14 protein-coding genes are annotated in these 16,783 nt (G+C 71.6%); 9 read left to right on the plus strand and 5 right to left on the minus strand.

Translation table 11 applies throughout. From position 1 onward, the window contains the following. Window positions 1-3: 3 nt before the first annotated feature. Window positions 4-318, minus strand: a complete 315-nt coding sequence (locus tag LG274_RS09370; protein WP_404464100.1) for a helix-turn-helix domain-containing protein — start codon at window positions 316-318, stop codon at window positions 4-6. Between the two features lie 112 nt (window positions 319-430). Between LG274_RS09370 and LG274_RS09375 the strand changes: the two genes are divergently transcribed. From LG274_RS09375 to LG274_RS09385, 3 genes are all read left to right on the plus strand, one after another. After that, complete coding sequence (locus tag LG274_RS09375) at window positions 431-607, plus strand: hypothetical protein (RefSeq protein ID WP_404464102.1); 177 nt, start codon at window positions 431-433, stop codon at window positions 605-607. A 107-nt stretch (window positions 608-714) separates the two neighbouring features. Then, complete coding sequence (bioB, locus tag LG274_RS09380; RefSeq protein WP_404464104.1) at window positions 715-1,971, plus strand: biotin synthase BioB; 1,257 nt, start codon at window positions 715-717, stop codon at window positions 1,969-1,971. A gap of 137 nt (window positions 1,972-2,108) precedes the next feature. Beyond that, the gene (locus tag LG274_RS09385) at window positions 2,109-3,398 is read left to right on the plus strand and encodes an adenylosuccinate synthase (protein ID WP_404464106.1); all 1,290 of its coding nucleotides are present in this window, start codon (window positions 2,109-2,111) and stop codon (window positions 3,396-3,398) included. 151 nt (window positions 3,399-3,549) lie between these two features. On the opposite strand, the gene LG274_RS09390 is transcribed toward LG274_RS09385, so the two are convergent. Further along, entirely contained in the window at window positions 3,550-5,769 is a 2,220-nt protein-coding gene (locus tag LG274_RS09390) for a catalase (RefSeq protein WP_404464107.1), read from the minus strand. 110 nt (window positions 5,770-5,879) lie between these two features. Here LG274_RS09390 and LG274_RS09395 point away from each other — a divergent pair, with 110 nt between their 5' ends. Then, window positions 5,880-6,686: a carbon-nitrogen hydrolase family protein gene (locus LG274_RS09395; protein ID WP_404464109.1), complete on the plus strand. Its 807-nt coding sequence runs from the start codon at window positions 5,880-5,882 to the stop codon at window positions 6,684-6,686. Window positions 6,687-6,808: 122 nt separating this feature from the next. Then, window positions 6,809-7,384 carry a hypothetical protein gene (locus tag LG274_RS09400; protein WP_248116440.1) on the plus strand — a complete coding sequence of 192 codons (576 nt, stop codon included), beginning with the start codon at window positions 6,809-6,811 and terminating at the stop codon, window positions 7,382-7,384. A gap of 216 nt (window positions 7,385-7,600) precedes the next feature. On the opposite strand, the gene LG274_RS09405 is transcribed toward LG274_RS09400, so the two are convergent. After that, window positions 7,601-8,251: an IclR family transcriptional regulator gene (locus LG274_RS09405; RefSeq protein WP_248116442.1), complete on the minus strand. Its 651-nt coding sequence runs from the start codon at window positions 8,249-8,251 to the stop codon at window positions 7,601-7,603. Between the two features lie 149 nt (window positions 8,252-8,400). Here LG274_RS09405 and hutU point away from each other — a divergent pair, with 149 nt between their 5' ends. From hutU to hutH, 4 genes are all read left to right on the plus strand, one after another. Then, the gene (gene hutU, locus LG274_RS09410) at window positions 8,401-10,098 is read left to right on the plus strand and encodes a urocanate hydratase (protein ID WP_366371476.1); all 1,698 of its coding nucleotides are present in this window, start codon (window positions 8,401-8,403) and stop codon (window positions 10,096-10,098) included. Between the two features lie 97 nt (window positions 10,099-10,195). Further along, the gene (locus tag LG274_RS09415; RefSeq protein WP_404464112.1) at window positions 10,196-11,572 is read left to right on the plus strand and encodes a YjiH family protein; all 1,377 of its coding nucleotides are present in this window, start codon (window positions 10,196-10,198) and stop codon (window positions 11,570-11,572) included. A gap of 56 nt (window positions 11,573-11,628) precedes the next feature. Continuing rightward, window positions 11,629-12,834: an imidazolonepropionase gene (hutI, locus tag LG274_RS09420; RefSeq protein WP_298986439.1), complete on the plus strand. Its 1,206-nt coding sequence runs from the start codon at window positions 11,629-11,631 to the stop codon at window positions 12,832-12,834. 116 nt (window positions 12,835-12,950) lie between these two features. Next, window positions 12,951-14,564, plus strand: coding sequence for a histidine ammonia-lyase (hutH, locus tag LG274_RS09425; RefSeq protein ID WP_404464114.1), 1,614 nt, complete (start codon window positions 12,951-12,953; stop codon window positions 14,562-14,564). Between the two features lie 158 nt (window positions 14,565-14,722). Here hutH and LG274_RS09430 read toward each other — a convergent pair whose 3' ends face one another. Then, window positions 14,723-16,033 carry an MFS transporter gene (locus tag LG274_RS09430; RefSeq protein WP_404464116.1) on the minus strand — a complete coding sequence of 437 codons (1,311 nt, stop codon included), beginning with the start codon at window positions 16,031-16,033 and terminating at the stop codon, window positions 14,723-14,725. Further along, complete coding sequence (locus LG274_RS09435; protein ID WP_298710524.1) at window positions 16,030-16,692, minus strand: flavin reductase family protein; 663 nt, start codon at window positions 16,690-16,692, stop codon at window positions 16,030-16,032. The genes LG274_RS09430 and LG274_RS09435 overlap by 4 nt, the downstream gene beginning before the upstream one ends. Between the last annotated feature and the right edge of the window lie 91 nt (window positions 16,693-16,783).

The raw sequence follows: 16,783 nt of genomic DNA on the forward strand, positions 1-16,783 counted from the left end.
GCGTCAGGCTGCCATAGCCAGGACCGCGGGTCCGAGACGGTCCGTCCTGTCGAGTACGGACGCTGCGCGGCGGGCAATCTCGTGGACAGGAGTTTCGAGGGCGTCAGAGACCGCGTGAAGCACCTCGGAGGACGGATCTTTGAGGCCGCGCTCGAGTTCAGAGAGGTACTGCGGAGCGATACCGGCCCGCTCGCCCACGTCTGTGAGCCGCTCTCGTCGCGTGTGCCGCTCCTGCTGAACGACATGGCCGATCGCTTCCCGCCACAGCAGCTGCCGGTGCTGGTCCGATCTATCCGCAAGGTACACGACTTCTCCCATGGGCCCACGATAAGGCGGTGAGCATGCTGTCGGGAGTTCCTTGATTCAGCCAGGGAAGCCCCGGCGGTAAGAGTCCCTTCTCCTGTGCTGTCAAGAGGTGAGGCGCTAGAACGTGTATGAATCAAATTGGCGCGTTTTTGAAATCTTCGCTGCATCTCGACAGCTGGTGGCCGTCACGGCCCTCGGGGCGATGTTCGCTGCTGCCGCCCACGGCATCCTCGCGGCGACGACGACGCTCGAGGAGCAGCCCCGGCCCGAGCCGGTCCCTCTGGACCGGCGCACTCGCTGACGTCAGGGTCGTGGTCCCGCGCTCCTGAACGCTGTTCAATGAACACTGTTAGAGTCCGTCGGGTCAGACCCACCCGGGGCCGAGCCCCGCCCACCGGAGAGGCCCGCATGACCGCCACCCAGGACGCCCCCGCCGTCGACCCCCGCCCCGCCGCCGCCCTCGACCCCGAGGCCCTCGTGGACCGCATCGGGGCGGGCCACCGCCTCACCGCTGACGAGGCCGTCGCTGTGCTGGACGCCCCGGACGCGGACACGTTCCGCATCGTCGCGGCGGCCTCGCGCCTGCGCGAGAAGCACTTCGGCCGCACCGTCAAGGTCAACTACCTGGTCAGCCTCAAGACCGGCCTCTGCCCGGAGAACTGCACCTACTGCTCCCAGCGGCTCGGCACCGAGGCCGAGATCCTGCGCTACACGTGGCTCAAGCCGGAGGAGGCCGTCCGCCAGGCGGGCCTGGGCATCGCCGGCGGCGCCTCGCGCGTGTGCATGGTGGCCTCCGGCACCGGCCCCACGGACCGTGACGTCGACCGCGTGGCCGGCATGGTCGGCGACCTCAAGGCCCAGCACCCGGACGTCGAGGTGTGCGCGTGCCTCGGCTTCCTCAAGGACGGCCAGGCCGAGAAGCTTAAGGACGCCGGCGTCGACGCCTACAACCACAACCTCAACACGGCCGAGTCCCACTACGAGTCCATCTGCACCTCCCACACCTACGAGCAGCGCGTGGACACCGTGCAGCGTGCCGGCGCCGCCGGCCTGTCCTCCTGCAGCGGCCTGATCGCGGGCATGGGAGAGACGCACGAGCAGCTCGTCGAGGCCGTCCTCGCGCTCCGCGACCTGGATTCCGACTCCATCCCTGTCAACTTCCTCATGCCCTTCGACGGCACCCCGCTGCAGGGCCACCAGCAGCTCACGCCGCTCGAGTGCCTCCGCATCCTGGCCATGGTCCGCCTGGCCTGCCCGGACAAGGAGCTGCGGATCGCCGGCGGCCGCGAGATGCACCTGCGTTCCCTGCAGCCGGTCGGCTTGCAGGTGGCGAACTCGATCTTCCTCGGCGACTACCTCACCTCCGAGGGCCAGGACGCCGAGGCGGACCTCGCCATGATCGCCGACGCCGGCTACACCGTGCTCGGCGCAGACACGGCCGCGGCCCCGGGGGCGGACGACGCCGCCGCCTCCTCCTCCGGCGGCTGCTGCGGCTCCGGCGGGTGCGGAGGAGAGGGCGAGCCGACCGCGGAGGCGGGCGCCGACGTCGTGATCCCGGACGAGCCGACGCCGGACATCGCGGACCCGGCGGCGGGCGGCCCTGCCGCGCCCAAGCCCGAGCTGCGCCGCCGCGGTGCAGGCACGGACGCCCCGGCGAACGCCTGAACCGTCCGCGCTCCAGCGACATGACAGCGGTGCCGTTCAGCGGAGGTGCCGCTGAGGCGCGGTCGCCCCCGGGGCCGTGTCCTGGCCCACTGTTAGACTCCGGGGGTATCTGCCCGCGAGCCAGAAGTGAGTGAGAAATGCCAGCCATCGCGATCGTCGGCGCCCAGTGGGGCGACGAGGGCAAGGGCAAGGCCACGGATCTGCTGGGCGGCCGCGTGGACTACGTGGTCAAGCCCAACGGCGGCAACAACGCCGGCCACACGGTGGTGGTGAACGGCGAGAAGTTCGAGCTCAAGCTCCTTCCCGCCGGCATCCTCTCGCCCAACGCGGTGCCCGTGATCGGCAACGGCGTGGTGGTGAACCTGGAAGCGCTGTTCGAGGAGATCGACGGGCTCGAGGCCCGCGGCCACTCGTGCGACCACCTGCTGATCTCGGCGAACGCGCACCTCGTGGCGCCGTACCACCAGACGATGGACAAGGTCACCGAGCGCTTCCTCGGCAAGCGCGCCATCGGCACCACGGGACGCGGCATCGGCCCGGCCTATATGGACAAGGTGGCCCGCCTCGGCATCCGCGTGCAGGACATCTTCGACGAGTCCATCCTGCGCCAGAAGATCGAGGGCGCCCTGCGGCAGAAGAACGAGCTCCTGGTGAAGCTCTACAACCGCCGCGACGTGACCGTGGACGAGATCGCCGAGTACTTCCTGGGCTACGCGGAGCGCCTGCGCCCCATGGTGGTGGACTCCGTGAACCTGCTCAACGACGCCCTGGACGAGGGCAAGGTCGTGCTGATGGAGGGCGGCCAGGCCACCTTCCTGGACGTGGACCACGGCACCTACCCGTTCGTCACCTCCTCCAACCCGACGGCGGGCGGCGCGTCCGTGGGCGCGGGCATCGGGCCGACCCGCTTCTCGCGGACCATCGGGATCGTGAAGGCGTACACCACGCGCGTGGGCGCCGGCCCGTTCCCCACCGAGCTCTTCGACGAGATGGGCGAGCAGCTGCGCACCACCGGCGGCGAGTTCGGCGTGAACACCGGGCGCCCGCGCCGCACCGGCTGGTACGACGCCGTCCTGGCCCACTACGCCGCGCGCGTCAACGGGTTCACGGACTACTTCCTCACCAAGCTGGACGTGCTCACGGGCATCGAGAAGATCCCGGTGTGCGTGGCCTACGACGTCGACGGCGTGCGCCACGACCGCATGCCCATGACGCAGACCCAGTTCCACCACGCGAAGCCGATCTTCGAGCACTTCGACGGCTGGACCGAGGACATCTCGAGCGCGCGGATGCTCGAGGACCTGCCGGAGAACGCTCGGGCCTATGTGCGCGCCCTGGAGAAGCTCTCCGGCTGCCGCATCTCGGCGATCGGCGTCGGCCCAGGCCGCGATCAGGTGGTCCAGGTGCGGGACCTCATCGAGGACTGAGCCTCCGGGCCGCACCCGGCCAGGGCGAGCCCGGTCTGCGGGCGGCCACTCGCCCACCCCCACACTTTCGCTAGGGAAAACGTCGCCTCCATCCCAACGTTCTGGGATGGAGGCGACGTTTTCCCTAGCGAAAGTTCCCCTGGGGGAGGGGTCAGTCGGCGAGGCGGCCCGTCGTCGGGAAGCGGTCCCAGACGCGGTGCGCCGGCATGAGCTCCTGGAGCTTCGCGACGGCGGACGCGCCGTCGGCGACGGTCTCCACGCCCTTGCCGGCCACGCCGGTCGTCTCGAGCACGGGCGCGCCGGCCTCGAGGGCCACGACGGCCTTGGAGTGGCGCCACATCTCCTGCAGGAGCTTGGCGACGCGCGGGTCGACCTGCGCGGCGTCGTCCGCACCGGCCTTGGCGTCCAGGCCGAGCTGCGCGTCCGCGGCGGGCGGGACGGGCCCGGCCACCACCACGGCGTCGAGCTCGACCGAGGCCGCGGTCAGGTAGGTGCGCTGCGCGACGATGCCGCCGGCCACGGGGCCGCCGGTCGGGGCGATCACCAGTGGGGTCATGCCCTCCCCGTGCACGCCCTGCACGAGCGCGTCGAGCTCCTTGGCGTCGACGTCGGCGCCCACCACGATGCCCACCTGGCGGCCGTCCAGCGGCCACTCCTTGCCCACCTGCGACAGCGCCGGCGACGGCGTGACGTCCGCGGGGGCCTGAGTCGGGGCCGGGACCTCCATGCCGAGGCCGGCGGCGACCTGCGCCGCGAGGCGCTCGTCGATCGCGCCCAGGTGCGCCAGCTGGCGCTCGCGGATGGTCTGCTCGTAGCACTTGCCCAGCTCGAAGGTGTAGGCCTGCGCCACGTGCTCGCGCTCCACCTCCGAGAGGGAGAGGAAGAACAGGCGTGCCTGCGAGAAGTGGTCCTCGAACGAGGCGGCCACCGCGCGCTCCTTCACACCGGCCTCGATCGGGGCCGGGGCGTCGATGAACGGGCGCTCGTCCGCCGGGGTCTCGAACGGCAGGCCGCCGTCGAGGGTGTTCGGGCGGTACGGGGCCACGCCGCGGTGCACGGCGCTCTGGTGCATGCCGTCGCGCAGCATGTCGTTGACCGCGGCGTGCGGGCGGTTGATGGGCAGCTGGGTCCAGTTCGGGCCGCCGAGGCGGGTGATCTGGGTGTCCAGGTAGGAGAAGAGGCGGCCCTGCAGCAGCGGGTCGTTGGTGACGTCGATGCCCGGGACCAGGTTGGCCGGGTTGAAGGCCACCTGTTCGGTCTCCGCGAAGTAGTTCGAGGGGTTCGCGTTCAGCGTCATCAGGCCGAGCGGCTGCACCGGGACGAGCTCCTCGGGCACGATCTTCGTGGGATCGAGCAGGTCGATGCCCTCGAACATCTGCTCCTCGTTGTCCTCGAACACCTGCACGCCGAGCTCCCACTCCGGGAACGCGCCGGCCTCGATGGCGTCGGCGAGGTCGCGGCGGTGGTAGTCCGGGTCGGCGCCGTTGGTGATGAGCGCCTCCTCCCACGTCACGGAGTGCGCGCCGAGCTTGGGCTTCCAATGGAACTTCACCAGCACGGTGGAGCCGTCCGCCGCGATGAGGCGGAAGGTGTGGATGCCGAAGCCCTCCATGGTGCGGTACGAGCGCGGGATGCCGCGGTCGGACATGTTCCAGATGGTGTGGTGCTGCGCCTCGGTGTGCAGGGAGACGAAGTCCCAGAACGTGTCGTGCGCGGACTGGGCCTGGGGGATCTCCCGGTCCGGGTGGGGCTTGGCGGCGTGGACGACGTCCGGGAACTTGATGGCGTCCTGGATGAAGAAGACGGGCATGTTGTTGCCCACCAGGTCCCAGGTGCCCTCGTCCGTGTAGAACTTCACGGCGAAGCCGCGGGTGTCGCGGGCCAGGTCGGAGGACCCGCGCGAGCCGAGCACGGTGGAGAAGCGGACGAAGACCTCGGTCTCCTTGTCCTTCGCGAACAGGCCCGCCTGGGAGATCTTGGCGGCGGTGCCGTAGCCGCGGAACACGCCGTGGGCGCCGGCGCCGCGGGCGTGCACCACGCGCTCGGGGATGCGCTCGTGGTCGAAGTGGCTGATCTTCTCGCGCAGGTGGTGGTCCTGCAGGAGGGTGGGGCCGCGGCGGCCTGCCTTGAGGGAGTGGTCAGAGTCCTGCAGGCGGGCGCCGTGCGCGGTGGTCAGGAACTGGCCGCCCTGGGCGACGGCGGCCGGATCGGCGCCGGTGGCCTGGCCGGTGGGGGACACCGTGGCGGGGCCCTTCTGGTCCGGGGCGGGGACCGCGACGGGGGCGTCCGGCGAGGCCTGCGCCGTCGGCTCCATCAGCTCGGGCGTGACAGGCCCGGGGGTGCCGGGAATGGGGGGCTGCTTCGAGGTCATGATCGTTGCCTTCCGTGTCGACGGGCCCGCACGGCTGCGCGCGGGCGAGGTCTGCCCTCCTAGCGTGGACCCCCCCTGTGGGTGCTGACCAGTCATGGCAGGCTGGGTGCATGAGGATCAGCGTGGGACAGTTCGGGCCGGGGGCCCGGGTCGAGCAGAACCTGGCCGCCGCCGGACGGCTCGCCGAGCGCGCCGCCGCGGAGGGCGCGGGGCTGCTCGTGCTCCCGGAGGAGGCCATGCTCGCCGCCCGGGCGACGTCGGAGGCGGACTTCCCCGGCGCCGTCGCGGCTGCGTGGGGGCCCTTCGCCGAGGGGCTGGCGGGGCTGGCCCGCGAGCACGGTCTGGCGGTCATCGCGGGCGGCTACGAGCCGAGCGGATCCGACCGCCCGTACAACACTCTCCTCGCCGTGGACGCGGCGGGTGCCGTGGCCGGCTCCTACCGCAAGCTGCACCTCTACGACGCCTTCGCGCACCGCGAGTCGGACCGCATCACCCCGGGTGACGGCGGAACCGCCGTCGTCCAGCTGGCCGGCCTGCGGGTGGGCCTGCAGACCTGCTACGACCTGCGCTTCCCCGAGGTGTCACGGGCCCTCGCGCTCGCGGGAGCGGACGTGATCGCGACCCCCGCCGCGTGGTTCTCCGGCGAGCACAAGGTGGACCACTGGCAGACGCTCCTGAAGGCGCGTGCCGTGGAGAACACGGTGTGGGTGGCGGCGGCGGACACGTGCGCCCCGGACTCGTCCGCGAGCGGTGGCACCGTGGGCCACTCGGCGGTGATCGATCCGCTCGCGCTCACCGTGGCGGCCTTGACCGACGAGCCCGAGGCCGTGGCCACCGCCGATGTGACCCGCGAACGGATCGACCAGGTGCGGCAGTTCCTCCCCGTGCTCGCCAATCGACGCGCGGACGTCCTCTGACGGTCCGCGTTACCCCTTTGCCTGGGAGCACGCCTAAAATCAGCTCAGACGTGCATCCACGCGGGCGCCCCCCCGGCGCTCGGAACGCGCCCCGTGCGACGGGGAGGAACGGGAGTATCCACATGAACACCGCCCAGAACCCCGCCCACGGCGCCACCGCCGTCGAAGCCCGCGCCGGCCGCACGGAGCCCGTGCGCCCGGTCCGCCACGCCACCGTGGACGAGACCATGATCGAGCCGACCCGTCCCGTGGACGGCTGGGGCTTCGCCAACCGCGTGATGATCGCCGCGGCGGTGCTGACCATCGCCTTCATGATCGCCCGCGTGGTGCTCTTCCCCGAGGCCGGCACCGCTGCGGTGCGGGACCTGAACCTGGAGCAGAACGGCTTCCTCCCGTCCACCGGCGAGACCGGCCGCGGGTGGGTCGTCACCCTGCAGTCCGTCATGTTCGGCCTCGTGGGCGGCGCCCTCACCGCCGCGTTCGGCTACGGGATCGTCCTCATGATGGGCGGCGCGGCCCGCTCCGCGGCCCGCTACGTGATCGGCGGCGTGATCGGCGGCCTGATCGCCGCCGCGCTCCTCCTGATGGTCTTCTCGAACACGGCGGTCGAGTCCATCGGCTTCCACGTCTTCTGGCTGCTTCCGCTGGGCGGCCTGATCGGCGGCCTCTGGGCGGGGCTCACCTCCGCGCGTCGCTGACCCACGACGGCGGTCCTCCCGTGCACGCCCGGCACGGGCGGTCGGGGGACCGCCGGACGGAATCAAGGCCCCGAGGCCCGGCATCGCGCCGGCCCTCGGGGCCTTGGTCCGTCATCACTCGCACCGTCATCACTCGCACCTTGATGAGGTGCCTTCAGCGTAGGAGCCGAGGGTGGGTAATCCAGGGGAGCCGCCTGTGGTTTGGCTGGGAATGGTTCAGTCGCCGGAGAGCGCGCGCGCGATGCGCGCCGTGGCGGCCACCAGGGCCCGGCCGCAGCGCTCGGCCAGCTCGTCCGTGCACCGGTAGTCGGGCACCAGGGTGCTGAGCGCCCCGACGACGGCGCCTCGCACCACGACGGGGGAGGTCAGGGCGGTGACGTCCGGCTCCACGGAGTGGGTGCGCTGCGTGTACTCCCCGGCGGGCACCTCTCCCCGGAAGGCGCGGCCCACGGCGCTCTCCGCGAGCGGCACCGTGCGGCCCACCCAGTTGGTGTGCCGGACCGAGTGGGTGCCCTCCACGATCGCGATGTAGAGCGCGGTCTCGCCCGGACCGTGGATCGCCAGGTACACGGACTCGCCGGTCCCGGCGACCACCTCCTCCATCGCGTCACGCGAGAGGGCCACGAGCGGTTCCCGCGTGAAGGCCCGGGCGCCGATCTGGAGGAGACGCGGTCCGGGGCGGTACTGGGCGTCGTCGTCGCGGGCCACGAGCCCCGCGCTCTCGAGGCTGCGCAGGAGGCGCAGCGCCGTGGAGGGGGGGAGGTCGGCGGTCCGCGCCGCCTCCGAGAGGCTCAGGGGCGCCTCCTCGGTGACGGCCGCGAGCAGCTCGAGCGCGCGGTCCACGGTGCGAGTCGATGCGGTGGCCATGAAGGGGAGAGTACTGCCCGGCACGCCGAGGGGGCTTGCATGTGTCGATGCTCACTGTTTCAATGGGTGGCAACACGTTGCCGCGCAACGGCAAGCCTGGGGAGTCCCCCTCGGCGACGCCGCGCACCGCCTTCTCGAGAGGAACCACCATGGCCGAGGGCTTCACCCAGCACGATCCGTCCCGCACCATCCGCGCCGACCGCGGCACCGAGCTCTCCGCCAAGTCCTGGCAGACCGAGGCTCCCCTGCGCATGCTGATGAACAACCTGGACCCGGAGGTCGCCGAGCGCCCCGAGGACCTGGTCGTCTACGGCGGCACCGGCCGCGCCGCCCGCTCGTGGGAGGCGTTCGACGCGATCGTCGAGACCCTCAAGGACCTCGAGGACGACGAGACGCTGCTCGTGCAGTCCGGCAAGCCCGTGGGCGTCATCCGCACCAACACGTGGGCGCCGCGCGTGCTGATCGCCAACTCCAACCTCGTGGGCGACTGGGCCAACTGGAAGGAGTTCCGCAAGCTCGAGGCCGAGGGCCTCATGATGTACGGCCAGATGACCGCCGGCTCGTGGATCTACATCGCCACCCAGGGCATCCTGCAGGGCACCTACGAGACCTTCGCCGCGATCGGCCGCAAGAAGTACGACGGCACGCTCAAGAACACCCTGACCCTCACCGGCGGCTGCGGCGGCATGGGCGGCGCCCAGCCCCTGGCCGTGACCCTCAACGGCGGCGTCTGCCTGATCGTGGACGTCTCCGAGGAGCGCCTGCGCCGCCGCATGGGCAAGCGCTACCTCGACGAGGTGGAGACCGACATCGACAAGGCGATCGAGCGCGTCATGCAGGCCAAGCGCGACGGCGAGGCCGTCTCCGTGGGCCTCGTGGGCAACGCCGCCGAGGTCTTCCCCGAGCTGCTCGAGCGCCAGAAGGCCGGCGAGGTCGAGATCGACATCGTGACGGACCAGACCTCCGCGCACGACCCGCTCTCCTACCTCCCGCTGGAGTACACCGTGGAGGAGTGGCACGCCGAGGCCGAGGCCGACGCGGACACGTTCACCAAGAAGGCCCAGGAGTCCATGGCCCGCCAGGTCGAGGCCATGGTCGGCTTCCAGGACATCGGCGCCGAGGTCTTCGACTACGGCAACTCCATCCGCGACGAGGCCCGCAAGGCCGGCTACTCCCGCGCGTTCGAGTTCCCGGGCTTCGTCCCGGCCTACATCCGCCCGCTCTTCTGCGAGGGCCTCGGCCCGTTCCGCTGGGTGGCGCTCTCCGGCGACCCGGAGGACATCCGCGTCACCGACGAGGCCCTGAAGGAGCTCTTCCCCGAGAACGAGCACCTGCACCGCTGGCTGGACGGCGCCGCCGAGTTCGTGGAGTTCGAGGGCCTGCCGGCGCGCATCTGCTGGCTCGGCTACGGCGAGCGCCACAAGGCCGGCCTGCTCTTCAACCAGCTCGTGGCCGAGGGCAAGGTGAAGGCCCCGATCGTGATCGGCCGTGACCACCTGGACTCCGGCTCCGTGGCGTCCCCGTACCGCGAGACCGAGTCCATGCTGGACGGCTCCGACGCGATCGCCGACTGGCCGCTGCTCAACGCCCTGACCGCCACCTCCTCCGGTGCCACGTGGGTCTCCATCCACCACGGCGGCGGCGTGGGCATCGGCCGCTCCATCCACGCCGGCCAGGTGGGCGTGGCGGACGGCACCGAGCTGGCCGCGGCCAAGCTCGAGGCCCTGCTGACCAACGACCCGGCCATGGGCGTCTTCCGCCACGTGGACTCCGGCTACTCCCGGGCCGCCGAAGTCGCCGCCGAGCGCGGCGTGCGCGTGCCTATGGAGGCGAAGATCCGCGACTGAGCGGGTCTCGGCGCGGGCGGCAGCCGCCGCCCGCGCACCTGAAGAAGCGGCCCGGGCGGGCATGACCGCTCGGGCCGCTCGGTGAAAGGACACCACGATGGCGCAGGCCCATCCCGGAGACGCAGAGCTGCATACGAACACGACGGCGATGGCCGCCATCCGCAACGACGATCCCCGCCCTCCCGCGCGGTGGCGCATGCTGGTGTACTCGGCGATCGGCGTCTTCATGTTCTTCGTGCCGATCACCATCGACGGGGTCAGCACCATCCCCCTCGACCACATGGTGACCTGGGTCCGCAGGATCCTGGGACCGGCCGAGCGCTTCGTGGGCCTGGCCATCATCGCGGCCGGCGCGGTGTACCCGTTCGCGACCGGCCGGTGGCGCCAGGGCCCCATGCGGATGACCTTCGCCTTCCTCGCGGTGCTGGGCTTCGTCACCGCGAGCATGGTGGTGTTCGGCTTCGGCCCGAGCTGGATCCTGGACAAGGCCATCGGCCCGTTCCTGCTGGACAAGCTCGTGGTCCCGGTCGGGCTGATCGTGCCCATCGGCTCCGTCTTCCTCGCCCTGGTCATCGGATACGGACTCATGGAGTTCGTGGGCGTGTACCTGCGCCCGGCCATGCGGCCGATCTGGAAGGTGCCCGGCCGTGCGGCCGTGGACGCCGTGGCCTCGTTCGTGGGCAGCTACGCCCTCGGACTGCTTCTGACGAACCGCATGTACCGCGGCGGCCGGTACACGGCGAAGGAGGCGGCCATCATCGCCGTCGGCTTCTCCACGGTGTCCGCGACCTTCATGGTGATCGTGGCCCGCACGCTCGGTCTCATGGACGTGTGGCTCTGGTACTTCTTCGGCACCCTCGTGGTGACATTCCTCGTCACCGCCATCACCGTGCGCATCCCCCCGCTGAGCCGCATCCCGGACGAGGTCCACCCCGGCGTCGAGCACCATCCGGAGCAGCCCGTCACGGCCGACCGCTTCAGCGTCGCGCGCCGGGCCGCGGAGCAGACGCTCGCCGAGGCTCCGTCGCTGGGGCGCAATGTGTGGCTCAACTTCCGCGACGGTCTCGTGATGGTCATGCAGATCCTGCCGTCCATCATGTCCGTGGGCCTGATCGCGCTGCTGCTGGCCACCCATACCCCGGTCTTCACGTGGGTGGGCTACCTCTTCTTCCCGCTCTTCGCCCTCCTCGGCTTCTCGGACCCGGGCCTGTTGGCCACGGCGTCCGCCACCTCCATCGCCGAGATGTTCATCCCGGCCACCATGGCGGCGGGCCACGAGGACTTCGTGGCGCGCTTCGTGATCGGTGTGATCTGCGTGTCCGCGATCATCTTCTTCTCGGCGGTGGTCCCGGCCATCCTCGCCACGGACATCCCCGTGAAGCTCTGGCACCTCGTGGTCGTCTGGGCGGAGCGTGTGATCCTCACGATCCTGCTCGCCACCCCGGTGGCCCATCTCGTCGCCGCCCTGACCTGACATCCTGGGAACGTCGCTCCTCCGTCTCCCTCGCCCGCCCGCTCCGAAAGGCCCCCATGCGCTCCACGCTCCTCACCGACATCGCCGAGCTGACCACCGTCGACCCCGAGGGCCGGGTCCTGGCGGACGCCGCCGTCGTGGTGGAGGACGAGCGGATCGCGTGGATCGGCGCCGCCGCCGAGGCCCCCGGGGCCGACGAGCGCGTGTCCGTGGGCGGGCGTGCCGTGCTGCCCGGCTGGGTGGACTCGCACACCCACCTCGTGTTCGACGGCGACCGCTCGGCCGAGTTCGAGGCCCGCATGGCCGGGGAGTCCTACGCCGCCGGCGGCATCGGCGTGACCACGTCGGCCACGCGGGAGGCCTCCGACGAGCGTCTGCGCGCACTGGTCGCCGGGCGTGTGGCGGACGCCGTCGCCGGCGGCACCACCTACCTCGAGACGAAGACCGGCTACGGCCTCTCCGTCCAGGAGGAGGCCCGTCACGCGCGCCTGCTCTCGGAGCTGAAGGCCGAGGGGCAGATCGACGAGGTGACGTTCCTCGGCGCCCACCTGGTGCCGAAGGGCCGCGAGGCGGAGGACTACCTCGACGACGTCGTCGGCCCCATGCTGGACGCCGTGCGCGAGCACGTGGGCTGGATCGACGTCTTCTGCGACAAGGGCGCCTTCGACGCCGCGCAGACCCGCCGCGTGCTCGAGGCGGGCACCGCCGCGGGCCTGCGCGTGCGCCTGCACGGCAACCAGATCGAGGAGGGCCCCGGCGTCGGCCTGGCCGTCGAGTTCGGCGCCGCCTCCGTGGACCACGTGAACTTCCTCGCCGACGCGGACGTCGAGGCGCTGGCCGGCACGTGGGGCGACTGGGACCGCGCGTCGGCCGCCGGCACCCCCGGCACCGTGGCCGGCTGCCTGCCCGCGTGCGACCTCTCCACCCGCGCCCCCCTGGCCCCGGCCCGCCGCCTGCTGGACGCCGGGATCGAGATCGCGCTGGCCTCCAACTGCAACCCCGGCACGAGCTACACCACGTCCATGAACTTCAACGTGGCCACCGCGGTGCTGCAGATGGGCCTCACGCTGGCCGAGGCGCTGCGGGCCGCGACGCTCGGCGGCGCGATCGGTCTGCGCGCGCAGGACCGCGTGGGCAGCCTCGAGGTCGGCAAGCGCGCGGACCTCCACGTGCTCGACGCCCCCGCCGCCATCCACCTCGCCTACCGCCCCGGCATGCCGCTCACCCACGCGGTGTGGCGGGCCGGCCGGCGCGTCGTCTGAGGTCGCCCACCCCGTACGATCACCGCCGGGACCACCCGCCCGGTGACGCCCGACGTCGGACACACCCGCCCGGCGTCGGGCCCGACCCACCCCACCACCCGAGGAGCGCACCGCCCATGACCACCCCTCCCGCCACCGTCACGCTCGGCACGTCCGGGGCCACCCTGGACGACGTCGTCGCCGTGGCCCGCCACGACGCCCGCGTGGTGCTCGCCGACGACGTCCTCGAGACCGTCGGCGCGGTGCGCCGCCACGTCCAGGCACTGGCCGAGGCCGAGACCCCCACCTACGGCGTCTCCACCGGCTTCGGCGCACTCGCGGACAAGCACATCCCGCTCGAGTCCCGCGCGCAGCTGCAGAAGTCGCTGATCCGCTCCCACGCCGCCGGCATGGGCCCCGTGGTGGAGCGTGAGGTCATCCGCGCGCTGATGTTCCTGCGCGCCACCACGCTGGCCTCCGGCCGCACGGGTGTGCGCCCCGTGGTCGTGGAGACCTTCGTGGCCATGCTCAACGCGGGCATCACCCCGGGCGTGCGCGAGTTCGGCTCGCTCGGCTGCTCGGGCGATCTGGCCCCGCTGTCCCACGTGGCGCTCGCGCTCATGGGCGAGGGCGACGTCGTCGGGGAGGACGGCGCGCTGCGTCCGGCCGGCGAGGCGCTCGCCGAGGCCGGGATCGAGCCGGTCGAGCTGCGGGAGAAGGAGGGCCTGGCCCTCGTCAACGGCACCGAGGGCATGCTCGGCATGCTGATCCTCGCGCTGGCCGACCTCGAGGAGCTCGCCGATACCGTGGACCTCACCGCCGCGATGTCCGTGGAGGCCCTGCTCGGCACCGACCGCGTGTTCGTGCCCGAGCTGCACGCCCCGCTGCGCCCGCACCCCGGCCAGGCCGCCTCGGCGGACCGCATGCTGAAGATCCTCGCCGGCTCGCCGATTGTGGCGAGCCACCGCGTGGGCGACTCCCGCGTGCAGGACGCCTACTCGCTGCGCTGCGCCCCCCAGGTGGCCGGCGGCCTGCGCGACACCCTCGCGTACGTCACGTCCGTGGCCGAGCGCGAGCTCGCCGCGACCATCGACAACCCGGTGGTGCTCGACGACGGCCGCGTCTCCTCGAACGGCAACTTCCACGGCGCCCCGATCGCCTACGTGCTGGACTTCCTGGCGATCCCGGTGGCCGACGTCGCCAGCATGTCCGAGCGCCGCACCGACCGCATGCTGGACCCGGCCCGCTCGCACGGGCTGCCCGCGTTCCTCGTGGACGACCCGGGCGTGGACTCCGGCATGATGATCGCCCAGTACACGCAGGCCGGGCTCGTCTCGGACATGAAGCGTCTGGCCGTGCCCGCGTCCGTGGACTCCATCCCGTCCTCCGCGATGCAGGAGGACCACGTCTCCATGGGCTGGCACGCCGCCCGCAAGCTGCGCTCGGCCGTGGAGAACTTCCGGCGCGTGCTCGCCGTCGAGCTCGTGGCCGCCGCCCGCGCGATCGAGCTGCGCGCCCCGCTGCAGCCCTCCGCCGCGACCGGCGCCGCCGTCCGCGTGATCCGCGAGGCCGGCGTCCCCGGCCCCGGCCCGGACCAGTACATGGCCCCGCAGCTGGCCGCCGCTGAGCAGGCCCTGCGCGACGGGTCCGTGCTGAAGGCGGTGGCGGGGGTGCTCGCGGGCGTGTCCGCCGACGCCGAGCCGCAGGACCTGGCCGAGGAGCCCGAGGGCGCCGAGGCCGAGGGGCACTGACGCCGCAGAGTGCTCAGACGCCACAGAGTGGTCACGACATGCCGCGTCCGTCTGCACGAGGCGGCGTGTCGTGACCACTCTGTGTGTGGAGGGGTCTGTGTGTGGAGGGGTCTGTGTGTGGAGGGGGCGGCCTGCGGGTCGGGCCCGGTCACCCCGGCTCAGGCCGCCAGGTCCACGTCCTTCGTCTCCTTCATGAACAGGCCGGTCAACCCGGTGAGGCCGCCGACCACCATGAGGTAGATCGGGAACGCGCTGGTCCAGCCCTGCGCCGTCAGCCACGTGATCAGGTACGGCGCCGTGCCGCCGAAGATCGCGGTGGCCAGCGAGAGCATGGTGGCCACGCCCCTGGCGCGCACCGCCGTGGGCAGCACCTCGGACCAGACGGCGCCGTTGACGCCGAACAGCAGCGCCACGGCCAGCAGGGCGATGCTCTGCACGAGCACGAACGAGGCGAAGGTGCCGTCCAGCATGCCGAACAGCGGGAACGGCAGCAGCACGAAGAGCAGGCCGAAGGCGATGACCAGCGGACGGCGCCCGACCCGGTCACCCAGCAGGCCCGCCCCGAGGATGGCGGCCAGGAAGATCACCTGGGCCACGAGTGAGGCCGAGAGCGTGGTGGACTTGTCCATGTGATGGGCCACCTGCGCGTGCGTGGGCAGGTAGATCAACCACGTGTAGAACATCAGGGAGCCGCCCGCGGAGACCAGGAAGATCGTCAGCAGGCCGCGCCACACTGCGCCCGGCTCCCGACGTGGGGCCTCGTCCGCGGTGGGCACCACCTGCTGCGCCGCCGTGAAGTGCTCCGACTCCGTCAGGCTCCGTCGCAGGTACAGCGCGTAGAGGCCGAGGACGCCGCCGATGCCGAACGCCACGCGCCAGCCCCAGGACGCCACCTGCTCGTGGGAGAGCAGCGTGTTGATGGCCAGACCCACGAGGGTCGCCAGGATCGTGCCCACCACCACGGACACCCACGACGTCGCCCCGAACAGCCCGCGCCGACCCTGCGGCGCGCGCTCCACGAGGTAGGTCACGGAGGTGCCCATCTCGCCTCCGTGCGCCAGGCCCTGCAGCAGGCGGGCGATGACGAGGATGACCGAGGCGAAGACGCCCACCGTGCCGTAGGTGGGGGTGACGGCGATGATCAGGCTGCCGAGCGCGGTGATCATCATCGCCGCGAAGAGGCTGCGCTTGCGGCCCACCCGGTCCGCGTAGGCGCCGAACACGTAGCCGCCGATGGGGCGGGCGACGAAGCCCACCGCGAAGACGGCCAGGGTCGCGAGCAGCCCGGAGGTGGGGTTGTCCGTGTGGAAGATCTGCGCCGCGAAGACCGGGGCGAAGATCGTGTAGACGTTCCAGTCGTACCACTCCAGCGCGTTGCCGAAGTTCACGGCCAGCATGTCCTTCAGGCTCCGGGGGCGGGCCTGGGGCACGGGAGTGGGCCGGGCCGCGCCGGTGGCCGCGGTGCTCATGCCCGTCCCTCGAGGCCGGCCTGGGCGTCGCCGTCGGCGCCGGGCACCCGCATCTCGAAGGTCTCCCGCACCACGGTGTAGTCGAAGTAGCCCAGACGCGCGATCGGCTGGATGCGCGGGATGTCGATGCGGCCGTCGGCGGTGATGACGTCGTCGTCGATGTGGATGGTGTCCACGTGGGCGAAGACCACGTCGATGGTGCCGACGTTCGAGTCGCCCTTGATGCGGTGCGTCGAGTGGTAGCGGCACTCGAAGCGCACGGGGGACTCGGCGACCATCGGGATGGGGTGGTTGTCCGCGTAGACCTTGGTGACGCCGTGCTCCGCGATGCGGTCCCACTCGCTCTCGCCCGGCTCCAGGGCCATGGCGGAGACGTTGACGGCCTCGCGCAGGTCGTAGGTGGCCATGTTCCACACGAACCAGCCGGTCTGCTCCGCGTTGAGGACGGTGTCCTTGCGGCGTCCGTCCGGGTACTGGTTCGCGGAGAACATCACCATGGGCGGGTCGAAGGTGAGGTTCTGCCACTGGCTGTAGGGGGCGATGTTCTCCATGCCGTCCGGGCTGACGGAGGACAGCCAGCCGATGGGCCGCGGCACGGTGGAGCTCTTGAAGGGGGAGAAGGGCAGGGGGTTGGCGTCGTGCTGCGGGCGGTACTTCATGAGTCCTCCGTGTGATGGCGGTAACAGGATGTGGGTCACGCTACGCCGCATATTCCGGATATATCAAGCGGATGTGCGCAGATGACTGCCT

The organism is Micrococcus antarcticus (assembly GCF_044872765.1).
GTDB lineage: Bacteria > Actinomycetota > Actinomycetes > Actinomycetales > Micrococcaceae > Micrococcus.

Bases quoted from the DNA above. Each gene is read 5' to 3' on its own strand.
- LG274_RS09370 (WP_404464100.1), bottom strand. From the start codon at position 318: ATGGGAGAAGTCGTGTACCTTGCGGATAGATCGGACCAGCACCGGCAG.
- bioB (WP_404464104.1), top strand. From the start codon at position 715: ATGACCGCCACCCAGGACGCCCCCGCCGTCGACCCCCGCCCCGCCGCC.
- LG274_RS09385 (WP_404464106.1), top strand. From the start codon at position 2,109: ATGCCAGCCATCGCGATCGTCGGCGCCCAGTGGGGCGACGAGGGCAAG.
- LG274_RS09390 (WP_404464107.1), bottom strand. From the start codon at position 5,769: ATGACCTCGAAGCAGCCCCCCATTCCCGGCACCCCCGGGCCTGTCACG.
- LG274_RS09395 (WP_404464109.1), top strand. From the start codon at position 5,880: ATGAGGATCAGCGTGGGACAGTTCGGGCCGGGGGCCCGGGTCGAGCAG.
- LG274_RS09400 (WP_248116440.1), top strand. From the start codon at position 6,809: ATGAACACCGCCCAGAACCCCGCCCACGGCGCCACCGCCGTCGAAGCC.
- LG274_RS09405 (WP_248116442.1), bottom strand. From the start codon at position 8,251: ATGGCCACCGCATCGACTCGCACCGTGGACCGCGCGCTCGAGCTGCTC.
- hutU (WP_366371476.1), top strand. From the start codon at position 8,401: ATGGCCGAGGGCTTCACCCAGCACGATCCGTCCCGCACCATCCGCGCC.
- LG274_RS09415 (WP_404464112.1), top strand. From the start codon at position 10,196: ATGGCGCAGGCCCATCCCGGAGACGCAGAGCTGCATACGAACACGACG.
- hutI (WP_298986439.1), top strand. From the start codon at position 11,629: ATGCGCTCCACGCTCCTCACCGACATCGCCGAGCTGACCACCGTCGAC.
- hutH (WP_404464114.1), top strand. From the start codon at position 12,951: ATGACCACCCCTCCCGCCACCGTCACGCTCGGCACGTCCGGGGCCACC.
- LG274_RS09430 (WP_404464116.1), bottom strand. From the start codon at position 16,033: ATGAGCACCGCGGCCACCGGCGCGGCCCGGCCCACTCCCGTGCCCCAG.
- LG274_RS09435 (WP_298710524.1), bottom strand. From the start codon at position 16,692: ATGAAGTACCGCCCGCAGCACGACGCCAACCCCCTGCCCTTCTCCCCC.